Raw genomic sequence first — 23,046 nt, forward strand, 5'->3', positions numbered from 1 at the left:
TCGCCTGTGCGTACGAGTCGACAACAGCTTTCCCCGTTCGTGCAAGAGAGATGAGCGCTGCCGACCCGGCATCGCAGTGATCGACGTTAGCAGTCCGGTTCCGGCCGGGGCGATGTCTGTGATCTTAGTTGGCGGCTTTCCGCCGTTTCCGTCGCAGCTTCGCGCGATGATCTATCCTTCCCCTGCTCAGAGTCTTGATCCAGGTGCTGTGCCCGACGCGCGGTCGCGCCTCGGTAAACACCCGAAAGGCACAAGGAACCTTACAAATGAAGCCTCTTATACACGGGGGCGGAGCCGGCCGCGCGAAGCGGCACGCGCTCCGGAGCGCGGTGGTGGCCGCGGTGACCGCCGCCGCCGTCGCGGCGTCCTGCGGGATCGCCGCGGCGGCCGACCCGCCGGCCGGGCCCAAGCCGTCTCCCAGCGCGCCGTCGAAGCCGTCGACGCAGCGCGACCCGAAGACGGCACCGGCCGCAGCGCCGTCCGGGAAGGAGACCGACGCCGCCGCGGTGGCGGCCATCTCCTCCGACGCCCCGGCCGCCGCCGCGAAGGCCAAGGCGACCGGAGCGTCCGTGGCGATCGCGTCCCAGACCACGGAGACGAAGCAGCTGCTCGCCAATCCGAACGGCACGTTCACCAGCAAATCCTGGGCGCACCCGGTGCGCGTGAAGCAGAACGGGGCCTGGGCGGACATCGACACCACACTGGTGCGGCGGCCCGACGGCACGCTGGCGCCGAAGGCGTCGGTGAGCACCGCCGTGTTCTCCGGCGGCGGCCCGGGCCCGGCGGTGACGCTCGCCCACGGCGCGGACACGGTCGCGCTGTCGCTGCCGATGAGTCTTCCGGCGCCGCGGCTGGCGGGCAGTACCGCGACCTACGCCGACGTCCTGCCCGGCGTCGACCTCCAGCTCACGGCGACCACCGAGTCCTACTCCGAGGTGCTCGTCGTCCACGACGAGAAGGCCGCGGCGAACCCCGCTCTGCGGAGCCTGCGGCTGACGCTCGCCACGAAGGGCCTGAGCGCCAAGGCGAACAAGGACTCGTCGATCGACCTGCTCGACGCGGCCGGCACCGCAGTGCTCCACGCCCCGGCGCCGGTGATGTGGGACTCCCGCGACCTGCCGCAGGTCGGACCGGTGCCCAGCGCCGCCGATCCCGGCTCCGGCGTCGTGACCCCGCTCACCGTGGCCCCGGCCGCCGACCCGGGTCCGGACGCGAAGGCACGCGCCGCGGCACCGGAGACCGGGCAGAAGTCGGTGGATCTGCTGCTGACGCCGCCGGCTTCGGCACTGACCGGGACTGACGTGAAGTACCCGCTCTACATCGACCCGTACTTCTCCGGGCACGACTGGGGCAGCCAGGGCTACTTCATCACCGTCGGCGACGACGGGTCGTCCGACAACAGCACCAACGACCTGGCCCTCGTCGGATACTGCTACTGGCCGGACCACGGCAGCTGCAACACCCGGCACCGGTCGTACTTCCGGATGGACACCTCGCTCTACGGGCCGTCCCGCAACGGTTACAAGGCCCTGGTCTTCGACGCCTGGTTCTACACCACCCAGGTCTACGACGCGTCCTGCGCGTCGCAGCCGACCAATCTGTGGGAGGCGGGCTGGATCGACGGCAACACCCGGTGGCCCGGGCCGGTGGGCGGCTATCTGGACCAGCAGTCGTCGGACGGCGGCGGCAACAGCCAGTGCGCGAAGGACCCGAGCTATCCGCGGTTCAACGCCATCGGCGCGGCCGACGACGCTGTGAACAACGGCTGGGGAAGCGTGGGTCTGCTGCTGGCCGCCGCCGACGAGAACTCGAAATACCAGTGGAAGAAGTTCTGGGCCAATCCGGAGCTGGACGTCGACTTCGGCTATCCCCCGGCGATGTCCGGGAACATGATGGTCAACAACGGCAACGTCGTGGACTGCGACGGTACGCAGTACGTCGGCAACGGCGCCAACACCAACATCCCGGTGGCCGCGCAGGCTTACGACAACAATCCCAACCACCTGCCGCTGAAGTTCTGGTACGAGGTGTTCTCCGGCAGCAACGGCTCCGGTGGCAGGGTGTCCTGGAACTACAACTACGCCCCGGTCCAGGTGGACACCGACGGGAACGGCTGGGCCTACGCCACCTGGCAGAGCAACTACGGGACGTATCCCAACGGGGCCTACTCCTTCCGTTCCACCGTCGAGACCGTCGATCCGGACACCAACGCCCGGCCGGTCTGGGCCAACAACGGCGCATGGGGCGACAGCGACGGGAACTACTCCGACTCGATCAGCCGGTCCGGGTGGAAGAACTTCACGGTGCTGGCCGAGAACATGCCGAATCCGGGAGTCTCCAGTTATGACTTCCCGCACGACGCCAACGGCAACGGCCAGTGGGGGGCGCCTCAGGGCTACGGCGGCACGTTCACGCTGACCAACGCCGGGAACGCCAACACCGTCGGCTACTCCTACGGGTTCGACACCGGCGGGTCCACCTACGGTCTGACCAGCTCCACCTGCACCTACAACGCGGTCAACGGCAACACCGGCCTGGTCCAGGCCTTCGGCGACACCTCCGGCAGCGCGATCGTCCCGGTCCCGGCCGGCCTCGGCTTCGGCCACCACACCCTGTACGTGAAGTCGTTCGACGCCGCGCACAACGTCAGCGCGGGCACGACCGCCTACGAGTTCTTCGTCGCCCCGACCATCGGCGGCTACCGGACCTCGAACTTCACCGGGCCGATCACCGACGCCGCGCTGAACAAGTGCGTCGACGACTACGGAGGCGCCACCGCGAACGGCTCGAAGGTCAACGTCTTCGACTGCAACGGCAGCGCGGCGCAGTCCTGGACGCTGGCGGCCGACGGCACCATCCGGCTCACCGGCGCCAACTCGGGCATCTGCCTGGACATCCCCGGACCGGCGGACACGCCGGGCACCCAGTGGCAGCTGCTCCAGGTCTGGGCGTGCGACGCGCAGGCTCACCAGCAGTGGCGTGCGCAGTCCAACGGCCAGGGGGGTATGCAGATCGTCAATCCGCAGTCCGGGCTGTGTCTCGACGATCCCAACGCCGCGACCGCCAACGGCACCCAGCTGGAGCTGTACGCGTGCAACGCGACGGGCGCCCAGCAGTGGGCCGTCGACACGAACCCGAACCGCTATGCCGCCTTCGACCCGTCGCAGGTGGCTGTGAGCACGTCGCCGTCGACGGTGTCGACGTGGACCGTGCAGCAGACCCCCGACTACGGCGTGGACTGGGCCGGCTCCAACCAGCTCGACTTCGGCAGCACGGCGGTCGGCGACAAGCTCAACCTCACGGTGAACGCGCCATTCGAAGCGGACTACGCGCTCGGCGTGGACCTGACCAAGTCCTACCAGTACGGCCAGTTCACCTTCTGGCTGGACGGCAAGCTGGTCGGCCCGTACAACTCGGCCAACCCGTTCGACGCCTACAGCGCGCACTGTTGCTCGACGGTCTACGTCCCGCTCGGCGGCCAGCACCTCACCGCCGGGAAGCACACCCTCTCGATCACCACGGTCGGGCGCAACACCGCCGACACCGCGTCCACCAACGGTGTCCCCGACTACTACCTCGGCATCGACTACCTGATGCTGGCACCGGTCAACGCGCCGACCTACCCGAACTTCGGCGCCGCGCAGAACAACCACGGCATCAGCGACGACACGGATCCGGCCGCCGGCAACCTCGACTTCGGAGGCGCTCCGGGGCAGAACGACGTGGGCGGCACCGGCACCGGCGGCTCGCTGTCGGCGCAGACACTGGCCGCCGCGGGGCTGTCCCCCGGCACCTCGTTCACGATGTCGGGGATCAGCTTCACGATGCCGCAGGCCAACGCCGCGGGGAACGACAACGTCGTGGCGCACGGCCAGACCATCACCCTGGACGCCTCCCAGCAGGTGCCGGCCGACGCGGTCGGGCTGCTGGTCGCCGCGACCTGCGGCGGCACCCCGGAGTCCTCGGCGACCCTGACCTACAAGAGCGGCCTGGCACCGGGGTTCGACAAACCGATCGTGCCGCCGGTCGCCGACTGGTCGCGGGGTACGGACCAGACGGCCGCGTTCACGCTGCCGTACCGCAACCGCGCCGGCGGGGCCAAGGACACCTCGACCGCACCACGGCTGTACCTGGTGGTGCTCCCGGCCAACCCGGCCTCGGTGCTGTCCAGCATCACCCTGCCCTACTACGGCACGACCAGTCTGCCGGGAACGTGCCCGATGGCGTTGCACGTGCTCGCGGTCGGCGTGCGTCCGGCCGCCACGGCGAACCTGACGTCCAGCAAGGACGTCTCCGGCAACGGCCACGACCTCGGGGTCTGGGGCAACCCGGGCTTCACCCTGGACCGCGGCGGCGCGGCGGTGTTCTCCGCCACCCCGGGCCAGGTCGCCAAGACCACCTCCGCCGTGCTCGACACGACGAAGAGCTTCTCGGTGTCGGCGTGGGTCAAACCGGCGTCCCTGCCGGCCGGCGTGTGGCAGACCATGGTGGTCCAGCAGGGCACGAATGCCAGCGGCTTCTACCTCGAGTACGACGCGGCGCTCAACCGGTGGGGCTTCGACCGGTCGAACGCCGACACCGCCAATCCGGCCGGCAGCGGGGCCAAATCGCTGGCGGCGCCGGCGCTGAACACCTGGACACATCTGACGGGCGTCTACGACAGCACAGCCGGAACCCTCGCCCTGTATGTCAACGGCGTCCTGCAGAACACGGCCTCCTACTCCGCGGCGATGCCGTCCAACGGCGTCTTCGCGATCGGCCGCGGCTTCTGGAACGGGCAGAACTGCAACAACTTCAACGGCTCCATCGACGGCGTGCAGGCGTTCCAACGCGCTCTGACCGCCGCTGACATCAGCGCTCTGTCCAACGGGGGGACGGTCGCGAACGCGGCCGGGTCCTGGCCGCTGAACGACTTCGGCCGCGACTGGATCGGCGCGTGGGCCGCCGCCCCGGACAGCGGTACGGCATCGCCTCCGGGCGGTGCGCACTTCGCCAACCAGACGCTGCGCCAGATCGTGCGTCCCTCGACGCTCGGCACCGCCGCCTCCGGCACGGTCCAGGTCCGGGTCCGCCTGTCCAACAAGTACGGGACGGCGCCGCTGACGGTCACCGCCGCGACGGTGGCCGCCCAGCTCGGCACCGCCGGCGCGGCGACCGGCGCCCCGAAGCCCTTGACCTTCGGCGGACCGTCGGCCGCGACGGTGACCATCGGCGCGGGCATGGAGGTCTTCAGCGACCCGGTGGACCTCCCGGACACCACGGTCGCCGGCGCCACCGGCAACCTGGCCGTCACCCTGTACCTGGGCACCGCGGTCGCCTCGGTGCCGACACACAAGGCGGCGACCACACCGGGCTACCTCGCGACCGGGAACCAGAGCGCTGACACCGCGGGTGCGGCGGCGACCTGGGCCACGGCGCTGCCGGACTGGTACATCGTCTCCACGGTGGACGTCACCAGCACCGCGCAGGACGCCAACGGCGCCTTGCAGGGCACGGTGGCGGTGCTAGGCGACCGCGACAGTGCCGCCGGCGCGCCGGCGACCTGGGTCGACGGGCTGCAGAGCGCGGTCGGCGCGTCCGGGTCGGCGTCCCCGGGCGGTTTCGTGAACCTGTCCGGCGGCGGGCAGCTGACGGCGGCGGGCGCGGCCAACAGCCTCAACCAGCGGCTGCACAACTGGTGGCGGCTCCAGGACGGCACCGGGACCACCGGCGCCGACGTCATCGGCAACGCGCCGCTGATCCTGGCCGGCTCCGCGGCCTGGTCCACCGCCCACCCGGCGCCGTCCGGCCCGGACAGCGGGCCGACCACCGGCTCGCTGTCGCTGAACGGCACCACCGACTACGCCAGCGTGCCGGCCACCCCGATCGACACCTCGCAGAGCTTCACGGTGTCGGCCTGGGCGAACGTCGCCCAGCTCACGGCGGGCAACCACGAACTGGTCTCGACGGAGGGCGCCACCACCGCGTCGTTCATGGTCGGCTACAGCGGCGTCACGACCGGTTCCACCACCAGCGGCGCCTGGTGGGTCTTCATGCCGTACTCCGACGGGAACAACCCCGGCGGGACGATCATCCAGGCTCCCGCGAACAGCGTGCAGCCGGGACTGTGGACCCACGTGACGGCGACGTACGACGCCGCGGCCAAGGTGGTGAAGCTGTACGTCAACGGCGTCCAGGCCGCCACCGCCTCGAACGTCACCGGCTTCAAGGCCACCGGTCAGTTGTCCGTCGGCCGCTCGAAGTGGAACGGCGTACCGTGCGACTTCTGGCAGGGCGGCATCGCCGACGTCCACGTCTTCCAGAACGCCCTGAGCGGCACCGAGGTCGGCGTCCTGCAAGCCGGCGGCGGCGCCGACACGCAGGCCTCGAACCTGCTCAACGCGACGGTGCTGGACCAGGCCAACCTGCGCACCGTCGTCCTCGGCCTGGGCGCCAACGACCTGGCTCTGGGCGACACCGCCGGTACGGTCGAGACCAACCTCAAGGCCCTGATCAACAGCCTCCGCTACGGCCTCACGCAGTACAAGGGGCACGACGGCACGTACAGCGTGAAGGTCATCCTCACCACGGTGGCGCCCCAGGGCTGGGCGGCGAGCGACCCTCGCGAGATCCAGCGGCTCCAGCTGAACAAGGATCTCGTGGCCGGCGGGCTGAGCTGGAACGCGGTCGGCGTGGAGGACGTCGCGACGGTCGTCGCGGCGCCGGGGAGCCCGAACACCGTCAACCCGGCTTATCTGACAGGAGGCAAACCCAACGCCGCTTACTACACGGCTGTGGCGAATGATGTGGTCACCACACAGATGACCAACTTCTGAGCGAGGCGGCGGGCGGTTCTGCGAAACGCCCGCCGTTCTTCCCTCAGAACCACACGGCGGTTCAGTCCTGCGACGCGGCGGGAAGCACCTTTCCCGTCCTGACCGGGAGGGCAGCCAGGGCGTGCTGGCGGTGGCTCGAGCGCCAGACCAGCTCTTCCGGGGCGACCGCCAGGGTCAGGTCGGGGAGCCTGGTCAGCAGGGTCCAGAGGGCGATACGGACCTCGAGCCGGGCCAGTGGTGCGCCCAGGCAGTAGTGCACGCCGTGGCCGAACGTGAGGTGGCCCGGGGTCGCGGCCGCCTGCGGATCGCGGTTCGCCGAGCTGACCGACAGCAGGACCGTGTCTCCGGCCGGGATCACGATGCCGTCGCTCAGCGGCAGGTCCTCGGTCGGGAAGCGGCGGATCGCCGTGGTGCCCGGCTGGTCGCGACGCAGGGCTTCCTCGACCACAGCGGTCATGGCCGGGGTGTGCGGATCGGGCTCGGCGCGTACCGCGGCTGCCGTGGCCGGGTCCGCGAGCAGCCGGGCTACCGCCGCGCTGATGACGTGGACCGAGTTCTCGTAGCCCGCGAACAAGATCAGGAAGGCCAGGGAGAGGAGTTCGTCCTCGGACAGGCGGTCGGATCCGTCGCGGGCGGCGATCATGGCCGAGAGCAGGTCGTCGGCGGGTTCGTCGCGTTTGGCCGCGAGGAGGGCGGAGAGCAGCCCGATGATGCCGCGCATCGTCTGGGCCACCTCGGCCGCCCCGTACTCGCCCGGCGCGAGCAGCACCTGCGTGTAGCCGCGCAGGGTCGCGCCCTGCTCACCGGGCACGCCGAGGAGGTCGCAGATCACTGCGATGGGCAGCGGTGCGGCGTATCCGGTGACGAGGTCGGCGATGGTGCCGGTCGTGGCGTCGGAGTCCCGGCTGTCACCCGCCAGCGCGTCGACGAGCGTGTTCGCCCGCGCCTGGATCTGCTCCCGGAGGCCTTCCATCCGCCGGGCGGTGAACGCGGAGGACACCAGACGCCGCAACCGTGCGTGGTCCTCGCCGTCCAGGTTCAGCAGGTTCGCCTCCAGCGCGGGTGGCAGACCGAAGCCCTCATATCCCGCCAGGGACGCCTTCTTGTTGAGGGCCAGACGCGGGTCGGCGAGCAGGGACTTCACGTCGTCGTAGCGGCTGACGACCCAGATCCGCTCCCCGCCCGCGAGCTGCGCGCAGTGCACTCCCCCGGGTGCGGCGTGCAGCCGCTCGGCGACGGTCTCGTGGTCGGCGCCGAGGACAGGGATCAGAGCGCGGGCGATGTCCGCGTCTTTGAGGGTCACGGGAATACTCCAAGGTCAGAACGTCGAGGAACCAGTCGCGATCCCCACTGTCCACGCTCGCGGTAGACCTCGACCTCGGTGAGGTCGCACACGGTCTCGTCGAGCGCGACGGCGAAGGCCGGCGGATCGTGGAACATCTTGCCATCAGGCCACTGACTCAAGGACAGATCCATGCCTTCCCGCACCGCCTCCAGGCCGGGAGTCAGGGGGCCGGAGGAGACGGCGACCTCCACGCCGAGGCGGCGCGGAACGTGCTTGATCACGCCGATCCGGGGTCGCGGGTCTCCATGGCGAACACGATCGGGGTCGGGGTGGCCATGCGGTCATGCTAGGCCGAAGGCCGTGGCGGATCCGGCGATATATCCGCGAACAGCACCTCGGCACCCTGGCTCAGGAGCTCGGCGATGGTGGGCTCGCCGGGGTCCGCGTCGGTCACCAGGCCCGCGATCTCTTCGAGCGGGAGCACCGCGTAGCGCGAGGCCGTGCCGATCTTCTCGACGCTGGCCAGCACGTAGGTGTCGGCGGCCCGGGCGGCGAGGGCGCGCTTCATCGCGGCTTCGTCGAGGTCCGCGGTGGTCAGGCCGGCCGTGGGGTGGACGCCGGTGACCCCCAGAAGGAAGAGGTCGGCGCTGATCCGGGACGCGGCCTCGGCCGCCGCCGCGCCGCATGTCACCGCCGAGTGCTTGAACAGCCGGCCGCCGAGGAGGAAGACCTCCGCCTCGTGGTCGAGCAGGGCGGCCGCGATCGTGGGGCTGTGGGTGATCACGGTGCAGGGCAGGGACTTCGGCATCGCGTCGACGACCGCGCGCGCCGTGGTGCCGCCGTCGAGGATCACGGCGCATCCCGGGCGGATGAGGGTGGCGGCCTTCGCGGCGACGCGGCGTTTGCTCTCCGGGGCGACGGCGGCGCGGGCGGCGTAGTCGACGACGGCCGGCGAGGCGGGCAGGGCGCCGCCGTAGACCCGGACGGCGAGGCCGGCGGCGTCGAGTTCGCGCAGGTCGCGGCGGACGCTGTCCGGGGAGATGCCGAGCTCGTCGGCGATCTCCTTGGCCACGACGCGGCCGTCGCGGCGCAGGCGGTCGAGCAGCAGATCCTTGCGGGCGGCGGCCAGCATGCCGACTCCTTCACGTTGTTGCACGTTTCTGCTGTATCCTAGCACCATGACACGACCGTTGATGATCCTGATAGCCGGCCCCTACAAGTCCGGCACGGGTGGCGACCCCGAGTTGATGCGGCGGAACCTGAAGCGCCTGGAGCAGGCGGCGTGGCCGGTCTTCGAGGCCGGGCACGTGCCGATGATCGGCGAGTGGGTCGCGCTTCCGGTCCTGGACAGCGCCGGCGCCACGGGCCCGAACGATCCGCTGGCCGAGCAGGTGATGTACCCGACGGCCCAGCGGCTCCTGCAGCACTGCGACGCCGTGCTCCGGCTCCCGGGCGAGTCCCGGGGCGCCGACCAGGACGTCGCCATCGCGCGGGAACGCGGCATCCCCGTCTACACCTCGCTCGACCAGATCCCCCGCGCCTGAACGGTCGGCCGGTTCGCCGCGAGCGCCGGTGAGTCGGGGCTCGAACATAGGTGGTCCGCTGCTCGACAGGGGGAACCGTTCCCGATCCGAGGGACCGGCCGCCGGCCGTGACGTCGAGGCGGCCGGCCGGGCGGCGGACAATGTAGCCGCCACCGGACCCGCCGCGTAAGCTGCCGAGGGCCCGACCGCCGAAAATCGCGTCCGGCGGTCGGGCCCTCGGGGTGTGCGGTGGCGGCTGTTACTCGGTGCCCTCGTTGATGAAGCTGCTCCAGAACACGTGCTCGGTGCCCTGAACGTCCCGCGTGGCGTTCAGCATGTACGTGCCTCCCGGCCCCACATACATGCCGGACTTCTGCGTCACCTTCGAGGGCGAGGTTCCGACGGCCCGCGCGTAGGCTTCGCGGGTGCCGGCGGCGACCACGAAGCTGACCGGGTTGCCGGGCTGGTCGCCCTTGGTCGACGTCCCCGGGGCGCCGAACTCGACCCATGCGGGAACCGGAGTTCCGGCCGGGTAGGTCTCCAACAGCGTGCCGTCCTCGGTGGACACGTTCGTGGTCGACGTGTGCGAGCCGTCCAGGGTCCCGGCCAGGAGCAGGGAGTGGACGGTCGGCGGGTCGATGGCCAGCAGGGTCATCGAGCCGTCGGTGCCGCGTTCGGCCCAGGTGAAGCCGTAGTCGACACCGTAGCCGCCCACGCCGGCCTGCACGCCCAGGGCGTCCGCCGCGGTACCGGCCGGACCGTGGAAGACCACCGCCAGCAGGTGGTTGCAGCCCGGGGCGTGGTCCGCGTCCACAAACACCACCGCGACGCGGGTCGAGCCGTCCTCGCCGGCGTAGGCCAGCTTGGCGTTCTTACCGCCGGTCAGCGCCGCCGCCCGCGCCACGAGGGCGTGGCCCAGGTCGGCGTCGGCGGCCAGGGATCCGCGCGCACCCCAGGTGAAGTCCGCGGCGGTCGGCATCTTGGGAAGCCCGGAGCAGTCGATCGGCGGCAGGGGCGCCGGCGTCGTGGTGTGGGCCGGAGCCTGCACGGGGTTCTGCGTCGGAGTCAGCTTCGGCGGGGCCGCGGTGGTCGGCCGGCCGGGCTGACCCGCGGCACCGATCGACGTGCCGTCGCCGGAACCCGTGCCGGGACCGGAACCGAACGCCTGGCCTCCGACCACGAGCCCGCCGACGACGGCCAGCGCGGCCGTGGCCGAGTAGGCCTTGCGCCGGGTGCCGGCCACCGCGATGTGCTTGCGGGTCAGCGCCACCGCGTCGCCGCGGCCGATGTGGTGCGCCGCGCGGTCGCGCAGCATGCGGGAGACTTCGTCCCCGAACTCCCCCCCGGGCCTCTCGAACTCGTCATCGTGCATGGGAACCTCCTGAATTGATGGGGATGCCGCGGGTGCCGGACACGGCGCCGGCCGCGGACATCGAGGGGTCGCCGAGCAGCTCACGCATCCGGGCCAGACCCCGTGACGCCTGGCTCTTGACCGTGCCCAGCGATCTGCCCAGGACCGCCGCGGTCTCCGCTTCCGAGAGCTCCTCGTAGTAGCGCAGGACGATCACGGTGCGCATACCGCTGGGCAGCTGGCGCAGGGCGCGCCACAGTGCGTCGTTCCGGTCCACGGCGGCGTGCTCGTCGCGGTCCACGGGCTGCTCGGGCAACCGTCCGGCAGGGTGGGTACGGTGCCGCAACGCGCGCCGCCACCAGGAGTTCGCCAGGTTGACCACGATGCGCCGGACGTAGGCCTCCGGCTGGTCGTTCCGCTCGATGCGGCGCCAGTTCCGGTGCGCCCGGATCAGCGCGTCCTGGACGAAGTCCTCGGCGTGGCCGTGGTCGCCCGTCAACAGGTAGGCGGTGCGGACCAACTGTTGCCGCCGCGCCGTGACGAACTCCCAGAACTGCTGCTCTTCATGCTCGGCCAGTGCCACATGGCACCACCTCGCCCCCTCGCTCGACATTGCCGCGCCCGGGGTTCCGGACGCTCACTTCTTAGAGCCTCCCGGGGAGCGGAAAGTTGAGAGCGATTTTCGGAGACGGCAAAAGGCCGCCGCCGGTGACGGGCCGGCGGCGGGGGGGGGGAGGCTTGATCAGCTGATGGTGATCGTGGCGGAGACCGCGGGCGGCGACACCGAGGGGGTCTTGAAGAACGCGACGGCGCGGTACTGGCCCTTGCCCAGGGTCACCTGGCCGGAGGTGTCGCGCAGGCCGATGGCGGTGCCGCGGGTGCAGCGCTGAGTGTTCAGGATGTCGACACCGTCGATGGTCTGGATCTTGGAGCAGAGGTCGATGGTGGTGTTGTTGGTGCCGTTGGTGTAGGCCGATCCCACGATGGTGCGGCCGCTGGTGTCTCCCACGTAGGTGACGCAGGACTGCAGGGTGATGTTGTCCCATCCGATCACCGAGCCGCAGCCGCCGCCGGACACGGTGGCCGAGGCGCTGCCGGTGGAGAGGGTGCCGGCCGCCGCGGTGAGGGCCAGCACGGCGGAGAAGGCGGCGATTCTGATCTTCAAGGAGGGCTCCTTCGGAGTACGGAGGAAGGTTCGGCTGAGTTCCACCGACCCTGCCGGGAGCCGCCGGACGCGGCAACGATTCCGTCCAAGTCCGTCCGCCGGTCGGCCTGGCCGGGGTGTTTTCACCCATATGCCAAGACTCTTCCTTTTTCGAGCGGGTAGGCCCGGCGTGCACAGACTGCGAAAGGAGACGGGGCCGATGGCTGCGCTGCACGAGGTCGACACCGGAGATGAGAAGAGCGCCGAGGACTGCTACACCACCACGCTGGCCAGCGGCGACCTCCCGAAGAGGCGGATGCCGGAGGGCGGGTCCCCGCCGGGGGCGGTGCGGGACCTGATCCTGGACGAGCTCGCGCTGGACGGGAACGCGTCGCAGAACCTGGCGACGTTCTGTTCGACCTTCCTGGACCACGAGGCGCACGAGCTGATGGCCGTGTGCATCGACAAGAACATGGTCGACAAGGACGAGTACCCGCAGACCGCGGAGATCGAGAACCGGTGCGTGCACATCCTGGCGGACCTGTGGAACGCGCCGGCCGGCCCGACCGTCGGCACGTCGACGACCGGGTCCTCGGAGGCCGCGATGCTCGCCGGGCTGGCCCTGAAGTGGCGCTGGCGCGCCGCGCGCCGCGCCGCGGGCAAGCCGGCCGACCGGCCCAACCTGGTCTGCGGGCCGGTGCAGGTCTGCTGGGAGAAGTTCGCCCGGTACTTCGACGTCGAGCTGCGTCAGGTCCCCGTCCTGCCCGACGCCACAGGCCTGCGGCCGGAGCAGCTGCGCGCGAACGTGGACGAGAACACCATCGGCGTCGTCGGGATCCTCGGCGTCACCTACACCTGCGACTACGAGCCGATCAAGGAGCTCGCCGCCGAGCTCGACGCGATCCAGGACGACACCGGCCTGGACATCCCGCTGCACGTGGACGCGGCCAGCGGCGGGTTCGTCGCCCCGTTCCTGCAGCCGGCGCTGGAATGGGACTTCCGGGTACCGCGCGTCGCCTCCATCAACGCCTCGGGCCACAAGTACGGCATGGCGCCCCTGGGCGTGGGGTTCGTGGTGTGGCGCAGCCCTGAGTTGCTGCCGGAGGACCTGGTGTTCCGCGTGCGCTACCTCGGCGGCAACATGCCGACGCTCGCGCTGAACTTCTCCCGCCCCGGCGGTCAGGTCATCGCGCAGTACTTCAACTTCCTGCGCCATGGCCACGACGGTTACACGAAGATCTACGAGATCGCGTCAGAAGCCGGACAGGCGCTGGGACGCCGCATCGCCGAGATGGGCCCGTTCGAGCTGGTGTACGACGGCAAGGGCGCCCTGCCGGCGGTGAGCTGGAAGCTGAAGGAGCCGGACAAGGCCGGGTTCACGCTGTACGACCTGACCGACCGGCTGCGGACGCGGGGCTGGCAGGTGCCGGCGTATCCGCTGCCCGCGGACCGGCAGGACACGGTGATCCAGCGGGTGCTGGTGCGGCACGGGATCAGCCGCGACAAGCTGGAGTTGCTCGGGGACGACGTCGAGCGGGAGGTCAAGCGGCTTCAGGCGGCGGACGGGGGTTCGGTGGCGCCGCAGGAAGCCGGGTTCCATCACTGAGATCGCGGGGAAGGTGGGTGCGGACCGTCCGGGTGCACGGGCACGGGCTCGGGCTCGCCTCGCTCGGCCAGGAGCAGGACCGCACCCACGAGGAACAACACCGCGCCGGCCGGCGTCCCGAGGTCGGTGGCCGGGGCGCTGAGCGGGTCGGTCGAGCCCGGCTGGACGAACACGGCGACCGCCGACGCGCCGAACGCGACCGATCCCGCCGGTTCGCGAGCGTGATCCACCACGCGATCGAACGGGGCCGCCACGCCGCCCAGGCGCGGCAGACCTCGAACCAGGCCAGCAGGCTGGCGATGAGGAAGCAGGTGGAGCCCCCGGCGTCCGGGCGCCAGATGTGGTGCCGGTACCGCGCGGAGCCGATCGCCGCGACGGCGGCCACCGCGGTGCTGACGACATGAGCGACTTCATGGCCATTATCTCCGAATCATTACCTTTCATGGTGATCCGGGTGGCGGCGCCGGCGCGGAACTGGACCACGACGACGCCGTCGTGGGACTGTGACGCCCGGACTTGAAAGGACATGAATCGTGGGTTGGCTTGACGTGGTCGGGTGGGCCGCATCGGCGGTGCTGGTGTGGTCGTTGTTGCAGGCCGGCCAGGTCCGGTTCCGGGCGTTCAACCTCCTGGGCTGCCTGGTGCTGATCGTCTTCAACTGGGCTCTGGGCATCTGGCCGCAGGTCGGCCTCAACGTGGTGCTGGGCGCCATCGACGGCTACTTCCTGTACCGCCTGCTCTCCACCCGGCACGACGAGCGGCAGTACCAGGTGGTCCCGGTCCGGAACGACGACACGTTCCTGGACTACGTGCTGCGCGTCCACGGCGACGACATCCGCGCGTTCAACCCCGGCTTCCGCCGGGAGACCGGCCCCGGCCGCCACGCGTACCTCGTCATGACCGGCGACGCGCTGGTCGGGGTGGTGCTGGTCCGGGCGCTGGACGAGCACACGGCCCAGGTCGAGCTGGACTACGTGACGAAGCCGTACCGGGACTTCACGCCGGGAGAGTTCGTCTACCGCTCCAGCCGCCTTTTCACCGACCACGGGTTCCGCAAGGTCCTGAGCCCGCCCGGCGAAGTGGCGCCGTACTACGACCGGATCGGGTTCAAGCGTGCCGGGGAGTCCTTCGTGCTGGAGTACTGAGCCCTGATGCACTGATGCACTGATGCACTGCGCACTGCGCACTGAGTAGCGAGTACTGATACCGCCGGACGGCTGAACCGGAAGGCGCGATCGGCGTGCTGAGCAGGACCTTCTCCGGCGGCGGGCACGGCCAGCCGTCATGCTGTGATCCATGAGCTTGGCGGTGGCAGTGACGGCGGCGCTTCTGGCCGCCTTGACCTTCGCCGTCGCCGCCGTGCTCCAACAGGCCGCCGCCGCGGCCGCGCCCACGACGCAGTCGCTGCATCCGCGGCTGCTCCTGTCCCTGCTCCGCCAGCCGCTGTGGCTCGCGGGCGTCGGGATGGCCGCCGCCTCCTACGTCATCCAGGGCGTGGCGCTCGCGTTCGGCCCGCTGGTGCTGGTGATGCCGCTGGCGTCGACCGACCTGCTGTTCGCGCTGCCCCTGGTCGCGTGGCGCCAGGGCAGGCGCCTCACGCCCACCGAGACGATCGGCGCGACGTGCACCGCCGGCGGCGTGGCCGCCTTCCTGGCCGTGCTGCCCTCCGGGGAGGGCACGGCCGTTCCGGGACTGGCGGACTGGGTGCCGCTCCTGATCGTCGTCGTGGCGCTCGTGGCCGGGCTGCTCGCGATGGGGCTCCGGACCCCCGCCACCGTTCGCACCGGCGCCTACGCGGCCGCCGCGGGACTGCTGTTCGCACTCCTGGACGCCCTGACCAAGGGCGCCGCCGGCCTGTTCCGTAACGAGGGCCTGGACGCGTTGACGCATTGGGAGCCCTACGCCCTGATCGTCGTCGGCATCACGGGGCTGCTCCTGGTGCAGAGCTCCTACCAGGCCGGCTCCCTGGCGATCAGCCTGCCCGTCATCGACACCGTGGAGCCGGTCGGCTCGGTCTTGATGGGGGCCGCCGTCTTCCGCGAGCCGCTCGCCACCGGGTGGGCACTGGCCGTCCAGATCGTGGCGGGGATCCTGGCGATCGCCGGCATCGTGATCCTGAGCCGGTCTGAGCTGGGCGAGGCCGAAGCGGACAGCTCAGCGACTGCTCAACGCGCGTGACCCCGAGCGTTGACGGATGTGAATACAGACCCCTATCGTGTGCGCCGTTCACCTACATAATCAGAATTCACATACATGAATGCTGATTCACGGAGTCCCCCCCACATTCGCTCCAGGAAGGTGTCCCCCCACATGTCATACCTCCCTGCCCGCGGCCGCGTGATCGCCGCAGCGACGACGGCGCTGGCGCTCGTCGCTCCGGTCGCCCCGGTGACCGGCTCGGCCGCTCCCGCCGCGGCGGCCACATCGGTCATCACCATCTCCTCCACCACGGTCGGCACCTCGCTGACCGACTCCTCGGAAGGGCTGTCGTTCGAGGCAAGCAATCTGGCACAGCCCGCGTTCACCGGCGGGAACCTCGCGGCGTATCTCAAGACGCTCAGCCCCTCGTCGGTCATCCGAATAGGCGGCAACAAGTCGGACCAGACCTTCTGGACCTCCACCGGGGAGAGCGCGCCGTCGTGGTCGGTCGCCACGATCACGCCGGCCGGCCTCACCGCCCTGGCCGGGCTCGCGAGTTCCACCGGCTGGAAGGTGATCCTCGGGGTCAACCTCAAGCAGTACGACCCGGCGCGCGCGGCGAACGAAGCGAAGTTCGCCCAGCAGACCCTGGGCTCCTCGCTGCAGGACATCGAGATCGGCAACGAGCCCGACCTCTACTCGAAGTACGCGAACAACACGTCGCAGTACCTCACCGACTTCCAGGCGTATGTGGCGGCGATCCAGGCGGCCGCACCCGGCGTGCCGATCGAGGGCAGCGACGAGGCGCGGGGACCGGGCAGCAGCTTCCAGAGCGCGTTCGTGGGCGCCCAGCATGCGTTGCCGCACCCCCAGATCAACGAGCTGACGAACCACTTCTATCCGTTGACCGGAAACGGTTGCGGCGGCGCCCCGACGATCGCCGACCTGCTCGGCACGACGGTGCGCGACGCGGAGAAGGCGGAGGCCGACGCCGCGGTCGCGAGCGCCGCGCCGCTGGGTGTGCCGGCGGTCGTCGACGAGACCAACAACGCCGACTGCGGCGGCGCGCCCGGGGTCAGCAACGTGTTCGCGTCGGCGCTGTGGGAGATCGACGAGCAGCTCGTGATGGCGCGCGAAGGCGTCTCCGGCGACTTCATGCACGGCGGCGTCGCCCAGTGCGGCACGGCCATGCCCTACACGCCGCTGTGCGCGCCGACCGCTTCGGACGCGGCCGCCGGCGACGTGGTCGCCCAGCCCGAGTACTACGGGATGGCGGCAGTGCGCGCGCTGGGTGACGGCCAGTTCCTGGACCTGGACAATCCCGTGTGGGCCGATGTGCGCACCTACGCCGTGCGGCATGCCGACGGCACGCTGAGCGTCCTTCTCGACGACGTCGACGATCCGGCGACGACCGGAGCGACGACGGTGCAGCTGACGCTGCCGGCCTCCTTCAGCCGGGCGAACCAGGTCGACCTCACCGCGAGCGGTGGGCTGTCCGCGACCAGCGGCATCACGCTCGGCGGTCAGACGGTGCACGCCGACGGCACGCTTCCGGCGCCGACGCCGGACAGCATCGCGGTCGGCGGGACCACGCTCACCGTCACGATCCCGGCCGGCAGCGCGCGGATCCTCAGCTTCGGCAACGGTTCCGGACCGTCCAGCACCACGCTGGTGGGCGGGCTCTCCGGCAAGTGCCTGAGCGTGAGCGGCGGTTCGACCCAGGCGGGCGCGACCGCGGACATCTACACCTGCAACGGCAGCGCCGGTCAGAACTGGACGCTCCAGCCCGGGGGCGAGATCGTCGGCGTCCCGTCCGGCGACTGCCTCGGGGTCGTCGGCGGTGCCACCGCGGTCTATTCCGGGGTCGACATCGAGGCCTGCGACGGCTCCGCCGGCCAGCTCTGGAACGTCACCCCGGCGGGCACCATCGTCGGCGTCGGATCGGGCCTGTGCCTGAGCGTTCTCGGTGCCTCCACCGCGAACTACGCCACGGCCGACATCTACACGTGCAACGGCAGCCCGTCTGAGACGTGGTCTCAGAAGCCTGCCGCCTGAAGTCCCGAGTTCCCATCCCCCGAACGGGCTCTCCCGCCCGGAAAGGAAGTCCCGCCATGGCCAGACGGCCGATCGTGGCGCTCGGCGCCGGAGTCTCCGGCGCGGTGCTCAGCATTGCCGGGATCAGCTTGGCGGTGGCCCCCGTGGCCTCCGCCGCGACGACCACCGGTCCGATCACCGGATACCAGGGACTGTGCCTGGACGATCGCGGTGCGGTCACGACCAACTTCAATCCGGTGCAGGTCTACACCTGCAACGGCACCACCGCCCAGCAGTGGACCGTCGACAGCTCCGCCCACACGCTGCGGACCCTCGGCAAGTGCCTGGACGTGCGTTCCGCGGGAACCGCCGACGGCACCCTCGTGGATCTGTACGACTGCAACGGGACCGGCGCCCAGCAGTGGGTTCCCCAGGCGAACGGCGAGTTGCTGAACCCGAATTCGGGCAAGTGCCTGGATGACACCGGGTACGGCGGATCCGGCACCCAGGCGCAGATCTGGACCTGCGCCGGCACCGCGAACCAGCAGTGGATGCTGCCGGCGGGCGGCGGCGGCCTCAACCCGGGCGTCGCGCCGGGAGGCAACTTCGACCTCTCGTTGTGGGAGTTGCAGCTCCCGACCGGCTCGGCGGGGTCGCCCACCACGATCCCGCCGTCGCAGCTGGAGGGCGCCGACGGCTTCCAGGACTCCTCCTTCTTCACCGACTCCGGCGACGGGGCGATGACGTTCTGGGACCCCGAGAACGGCGTCACCACCCCGAACTCGAACTACTCGCGGTCGGAACTGCGGGAGATGACGTCCTCCGGCGCCGCCGCGAACTGGTTCGCCCCCGGCACCCACACTCTGAGCGCCACCCTGAAGGTCACCAAGGTGCCCGACCACGTGTGCGTCGGCCAGATCCACCTGGGCTCCGGCGGCTCGACCAAGCCGTTGCTGGAGCTGTTCTCCTACGCCAACGGCGACATCAAGATGGCCATCGAACAGACGCCGGCCGGCGGCAACGAGGTGCTGTACACGGTCGGCAACGTGCCGGTGGGCACCACGTGGAGCTACGTGATCGGCCTGAGCGGCAGCACGATCAGCCTGGTGCTCAACGGCGGGACGGCCAGGACGTGGACCGCGTCGTCCACGTTCGACGGCTACGGGATGTACTTCAAGGCCGGTGACTACGACCAGACGTCGGGCAGCGATCCCAGTGTCGGCGCCAGGGTCGGCTTCTACCGCCTGGCGATCCACCACAGCAGCTGATCCGTCAGCCGGCCGGTCCGCTGAACGCGTGGTTAGGATCTTGCCATGAGCGTTCAGCGGGCAGGCCGGCGCCGCGAGCCGCCGCCCCGCCTGCGTCGCGTCGCCGTCCTGGTGCTCGAGGGCGCGAAGCCGCTCGACGTCGGCATTCCGGCGCAGGTGTTCACGACGCGGGCGAGCATGCCGTACGAGGTCCGGGTGTGCGGGGCCGCGCCCGGGCTCGTGACCGGCGGCGACGGTCTCGCGTACCACGTCGCCGACGGCCTCGACGCGCTGGCGTGGGCCGACATCGTCTTCCTCCCCGGCTATCGGTTCCCGGACCGGGACGATCCGCCTCGGGCCGTCGTCGAGGCGCTCGTCGCCGCGCACGGCCGGGGTGCGCGGCTCGCGGCCATCTCCACGGGGGCCTTCGCGCTCGCCGCGACGGGACTGCTCGACGGTAAGCGCGCGACGACGCACTGGCACTACACGCGGGCGCTCGCGCAGAAGTATCCGCGGATCCGGGTCGACGAGAACGTGCTGTTCGTCGACGAAGGCAGCGTTCTGACATCGGCGGGCGCGGCCTCGGGCCTCGACCTGTGTCTGCACGTCCTGCGCGGCGATCTCGGGGTGGCCGCGTCCAACCACGCCGCGCGGCGCCTGGTCGCGGCCCCCTACCGCAGCGGCGGTCAGGCGCAGTACGTGCCGCGCAGCGTGCCCGAGCCGCTCGGTGAACGGTTCGCGGCCACCCGCGAATGGGCGCTGCGTCGTCTCGGCGAACCCCTCAGCCTGGAATCCCTGGCCCGGCACGCGGCGGTGTCGCCGCGCACGTTCTCGCGGCGTTTCATCGAGGAGACCGGATACACGCCGATGCAGTGGGTGATGCGGGCGCGTGTCGACATGGCCCGGGAACTGCTCGAGCGCTCGGAGCGCGGCATCGAGCAGATCGCGAACGACGTCGGTCTGGGCACCGGGACGAACCTGCGGGCGCATTTCCAGCGGATCCTCGGGACGACGCCCAGCGAGTACCGGCGCACCTTCACCCAGGGCGAGTAGCGCCCCGCGCGGCGCCCCGGTCCTCACTTTGGCGCGATCCTTGCGAACCATGGCGCTCTCGCCACGGCCACGGCCGGCACCGACGCGCGAGGCTGGTGGGACAACGAAGGGAGACCATCCATGACTCGCATCGCCGTCAACGGATTCGGCCGCATCGGCCGCAACGTGCTGCGCGCCCTGCTGGAGCGCGGCAGCGACCTCGAGATCGCCGCCGTCAACGACCTCACCGAGCCGGCCGCCCTGGCCCGGCTGCTCGCGTACGACACCACGGCCGGCCGCCTCGGCCGACCGGTCACCGTGGACGGCGACATGATCGTCGTCGACGGGCGCCGTATCAGGGTGCTGGCCGAGCGGGAGCCGGCGCGGCTGCCGTGGGGCGAGCTCGGCGTCGACATCGTGCTGGAGGCCACGGGCCGCTTCACCGCGGCGAAGGCCGCGAGCGCGCACCTCGAGGCCGGCGCCCGGAAAGTACTCGTCAGCGCGCCGTCGGAGGGTGCCGACGCCACCATCGCCTACGGAGTCAACACGGACGCGTACGACCCGGCCGCGCACACCGTCGTGTCGAACGCCTCGTGCACGACCAACGCGCTGGCTCCGCTGGCCGCGGTGCTCGACGGCCTCGCCGGCATCGAGCACGGCTTCATGACCACGGTGCACGCCTACACCCAGGAGCAGAACCTGCAGGACGGTCCGCACCGCGATCCGCGCCGCGCGCGGGCCGCCGCGGTCAACATCGTGCCGACCACGACCGGCGCCGCCAAGGCGATCGGGCTGGTGCTGCCCGGCCTGGACGGCAAGCTGTCCGGCGACTCGATCCGGGTCCCGGTGCCGGTCGGCTCGCTCGTCGAGCTCAACACCACGGTCGCCCGCGACGTGACGCGGGACGACGTGCTGGCCGCGTACCGGGCCGCCGCGCAGGGGCCGCTCGCCGGCGTCCTCGAGTACTCCGAGGACCCGCTCGTGTCCTCCGACATCGTCGGCAACCCCGCGTCGGCGATCTTCGACTCGGCACTGACCCGGGTCGACGGCCGCCACGTGAAGGTGGTCGCGTGGTACGACAACGAGTGGGGCTTCTCCCACCGGGTGGTGGACACGCTGGAGCTCATCGCAAGGCCCTGATCCACCCTCCTTGCGCATCGGCGTCGAGCGATTACCGTGTGCTCCCAGAAGACTGTGGCACGGGACGCACGGTATCGAGACCCCGATCCGAAAGGTCACGCGCATGACTGACACCGACCGGATGGCCGATCTGCCGGCGTTCCCGTTCCCCAGCCACTCGCTCACACCGCCGGCCGAATACGCCGAGCGCCGGGCGACGTGCCCGTTCGGGGAGGTGCGCCTGCCGAGCGGCGATCCGGCGGTGCTGTTGGTGACGTACCGGGACGTGGCCGCGGCGATGGCCGACCCGCGCCTGTCGCACGACCTGACCGGGCCGGACGCGCCGCGGATGACCGCGGAGCCGAGCTTCCTGCAGGACCCCGACATCCTGCTCAACAAGGACGGCGAGGACCACCTGCGGATCCGCCGGATCGTCGCCGGCGCGTTCACGCCGCGGCGGGTGGAGCGCTGGAAGCCAGTGATCCGCCAGGTCGCGAGCGAGCTGATCGACGCCCTGGAGAAGGCCGGCCCGCCGGCCGACCTGGTCGTGGACTACTGCTTCGCGCTGCCCACGCGCATCATCTGCCGGCTGCTCGGCGTGCCCGAGCAGGACGCCCCGCGGTTCCGCGTCTGGTCCAACGCCTTCGCCGCCAGCGCCCGGATGGAGCCCGAGGAGCGGGTGGCGCACATCACCGCGTTCCTCGAGTACATCACCGAGCTGCTCGCCGCCAAGCGCGCCGAGCCCGGTGAGGACCTGATCGACGACCTGATCGCGGCACGCGACGGCACGGACCGCCTGACCGAGCACGAGCTGCTGGTCATGGTGACCGGCCTGATCGCGGCCGGGAACGAGACCACCTCCACGGCCCTGAGCCGGTTCCTGGCCGAGCTGCTCCAGGACGACCGCCGGCTGTGGAAGCAGCTGCTCGACGCCCCCGGCACAGTGCCGGCCGCGGTCGACGAACTGCTGCGCTACACCGGGCTGAGCAACACGACGCTGCTGCGCCTGGCGGTCGAGGACGTGGAGCTGCCGTCGGGCACGGTCAAGGCCGGGACGGCGGTCGCGATCGCCGGCAACTGCGCGACGCGCGACCCCGAGGCCTATCCGGATCCGGACACCGTCCGCTTCGACCGGGATGCGCCGCCGACCCTGATATTCGGCGGCGGTCCGCACTACTGCCTGGGTGCGCACCTGGCCAAGGCCGAGTTGACCATCGGGCTCGGGACGCTGCTGGAGCGGTTGCCGACGTTGCGGATGACGGTGACGCGTGATGAGTTGGCGTTCAGCGGCGGGGAGATCGTCGACTCGATCATCGCTTTCCCTGCCGCTTGGTAGCGAATCTGCTGGTGCGTGGCGGCGAATCTGCTGGTGCCTGGTGGCAAATCTGCTGGTGCTGGGCGGCAGACTTCCTGGTGCTTGGCGGCAGACTTCCTGGTGCTTGGCGGCAGACTTCCTGGTGCGCGGTAGCAACTTTCCTGGCGCCTGATAGCAAAGCGCTGCGTTCGTTCCGTTGGTCTGTGGGTTGAAAGGCTATTTATTACGACCTTCGGCCATGGTGTTGAAAGCTCGCTGGGAGTCGCAGTTCCGGGTTCGTATCCGGGTGCGTTGGCGGCTGTCGGCAGCGTGTAGGGGTTACGTGAAGTCAAAGGCAGCGCCTCCGGCGAGGGCCTCGGCTCCGGGGGATCCACAACCCCGCGCGCGGGCTGCGGTCTGCTTTCTGGTCGCCATGTCCTGAATCCCCCGTCACATC

At 70.7% G+C, this 23,046-nt stretch carries 17 protein-coding genes; 11 read left to right on the forward strand and 6 right to left on the reverse strand.

Going from position 1 to position 23,046, the window contains the following annotated elements; translation table 11 throughout:
* Positions 1-266 precede the first annotated feature (266 nt).
* Complete coding sequence (locus ABD466_RS37655) at positions 267-6,815, forward strand: LamG-like jellyroll fold domain-containing protein (protein WP_344662056.1); 6,549 nt, start codon at positions 267-269, stop codon at positions 6,813-6,815.
* A gap of 61 nt (positions 6,816-6,876) precedes the next feature.
* Here ABD466_RS37655 and ABD466_RS37660 read toward each other — a convergent pair whose 3' ends face one another.
* From ABD466_RS37660 to ABD466_RS37670, 3 genes are all read right to left on the reverse strand, one after another.
* Entirely contained in the window at positions 6,877-8,118 is a 1,242-nt protein-coding gene (locus tag ABD466_RS37660; protein ID WP_344662057.1) for a cytochrome P450 family protein, read from the reverse strand.
* A complete protein-coding gene (locus ABD466_RS37665) occupies positions 8,115-8,381 on the reverse strand; it encodes a hypothetical protein (protein WP_344662058.1) in 267 nt (88 codons plus the stop codon). Before ABD466_RS37665 ends, ABD466_RS37660 begins: the two co-directional genes overlap by 4 nt.
* Positions 8,382-8,446: 65 nt before the next feature.
* Positions 8,447-9,232, reverse strand: coding sequence for a DeoR/GlpR family DNA-binding transcription regulator (locus tag ABD466_RS37670; RefSeq protein WP_344662059.1), 786 nt, complete (start codon positions 9,230-9,232; stop codon positions 8,447-8,449).
* Between the two features lie 46 nt (positions 9,233-9,278).
* Between ABD466_RS37670 and ABD466_RS37675 the strand changes: the two genes are divergently transcribed.
* Positions 9,279-9,644 (forward strand): DUF4406 domain-containing protein, encoded by a 366-nt coding sequence (locus ABD466_RS37675; RefSeq protein ID WP_344662060.1) that lies wholly within the window; start codon positions 9,279-9,281, stop codon positions 9,642-9,644.
* Between the two features lie 238 nt (positions 9,645-9,882).
* Here the strand turns inward: ABD466_RS37675 and ABD466_RS37680 are convergent, their stop codons facing one another.
* The 3 genes from ABD466_RS37680 to ABD466_RS37690 form a co-directional block, all read right to left on the reverse strand.
* Complete coding sequence (locus ABD466_RS37680; protein ID WP_344662061.1) at positions 9,883-10,995, reverse strand: hypothetical protein; 1,113 nt, start codon at positions 10,993-10,995, stop codon at positions 9,883-9,885.
* Complete coding sequence (locus ABD466_RS37685; RefSeq protein ID WP_344662062.1) at positions 10,985-11,557, reverse strand: SigE family RNA polymerase sigma factor; 573 nt, start codon at positions 11,555-11,557, stop codon at positions 10,985-10,987. Before ABD466_RS37685 ends, ABD466_RS37680 begins: the two co-directional genes overlap by 11 nt.
* A gap of 159 nt (positions 11,558-11,716) precedes the next feature.
* Positions 11,717-12,139, reverse strand: a complete 423-nt coding sequence (locus tag ABD466_RS37690) for a hypothetical protein (RefSeq protein WP_344662063.1) — start codon at positions 12,137-12,139, stop codon at positions 11,717-11,719.
* A gap of 199 nt (positions 12,140-12,338) precedes the next feature.
* Between ABD466_RS37690 and gad the strand changes: the two genes are divergently transcribed.
* The 9 genes from gad (at position 12,339) to ABD466_RS37735 (ending at position 22,631) form a co-directional block, all read left to right on the forward strand.
* Positions 12,339-13,724 carry a glutamate decarboxylase gene (gene gad, locus ABD466_RS37695; RefSeq protein WP_344662064.1) on the forward strand — a complete coding sequence of 462 codons (1,386 nt, stop codon included), beginning with the start codon at positions 12,339-12,341 and terminating at the stop codon, positions 13,722-13,724.
* Positions 13,725-13,741: 17 nt separating this feature from the next.
* The gene (locus ABD466_RS37700) at positions 13,742-14,128 is read left to right on the forward strand and encodes a hypothetical protein (protein ID WP_344662065.1); all 387 of its coding nucleotides are present in this window, start codon (positions 13,742-13,744) and stop codon (positions 14,126-14,128) included.
* 129 nt (positions 14,129-14,257) lie between these two features.
* Positions 14,258-14,869 carry a hypothetical protein gene (locus tag ABD466_RS37705; protein WP_344662066.1) on the forward strand — a complete coding sequence of 204 codons (612 nt, stop codon included), beginning with the start codon at positions 14,258-14,260 and terminating at the stop codon, positions 14,867-14,869.
* A 151-nt stretch (positions 14,870-15,020) separates the two neighbouring features.
* Complete coding sequence (locus tag ABD466_RS37710) at positions 15,021-15,902, forward strand: DMT family transporter (RefSeq protein WP_344662067.1); 882 nt, start codon at positions 15,021-15,023, stop codon at positions 15,900-15,902.
* A 132-nt stretch (positions 15,903-16,034) separates the two neighbouring features.
* Complete coding sequence (locus tag ABD466_RS37715) at positions 16,035-17,918, forward strand: glycosyl hydrolase family protein (RefSeq protein ID WP_344662068.1); 1,884 nt, start codon at positions 16,035-16,037, stop codon at positions 17,916-17,918.
* A 56-nt stretch (positions 17,919-17,974) separates the two neighbouring features.
* Positions 17,975-19,165: a polysaccharide lyase family 7 protein gene (locus tag ABD466_RS37720; RefSeq protein WP_344662069.1), complete on the forward strand. Its 1,191-nt coding sequence runs from the start codon at positions 17,975-17,977 to the stop codon at positions 19,163-19,165.
* A gap of 45 nt (positions 19,166-19,210) precedes the next feature.
* Positions 19,211-20,197 carry a GlxA family transcriptional regulator gene (locus ABD466_RS37725; protein WP_344662070.1) on the forward strand — a complete coding sequence of 329 codons (987 nt, stop codon included), beginning with the start codon at positions 19,211-19,213 and terminating at the stop codon, positions 20,195-20,197.
* Between the two features lie 120 nt (positions 20,198-20,317).
* Positions 20,318-21,316 (forward strand): type I glyceraldehyde-3-phosphate dehydrogenase, encoded by a 999-nt coding sequence (gene gap, locus ABD466_RS37730; protein ID WP_344662071.1) that lies wholly within the window; start codon positions 20,318-20,320, stop codon positions 21,314-21,316.
* A gap of 103 nt (positions 21,317-21,419) precedes the next feature.
* Entirely contained in the window at positions 21,420-22,631 is a 1,212-nt protein-coding gene (locus ABD466_RS37735) for a cytochrome P450 (protein WP_344662072.1), read from the forward strand.
* Positions 22,632-23,046 lie beyond the last annotated feature (415 nt).

The organism is Catenulispora subtropica (genome assembly GCF_039531675.1).
In the GTDB taxonomy this organism is placed as follows: domain Bacteria; phylum Actinomycetota; class Actinomycetes; order Streptomycetales; family Catenulisporaceae; genus Catenulispora; species Catenulispora subtropica.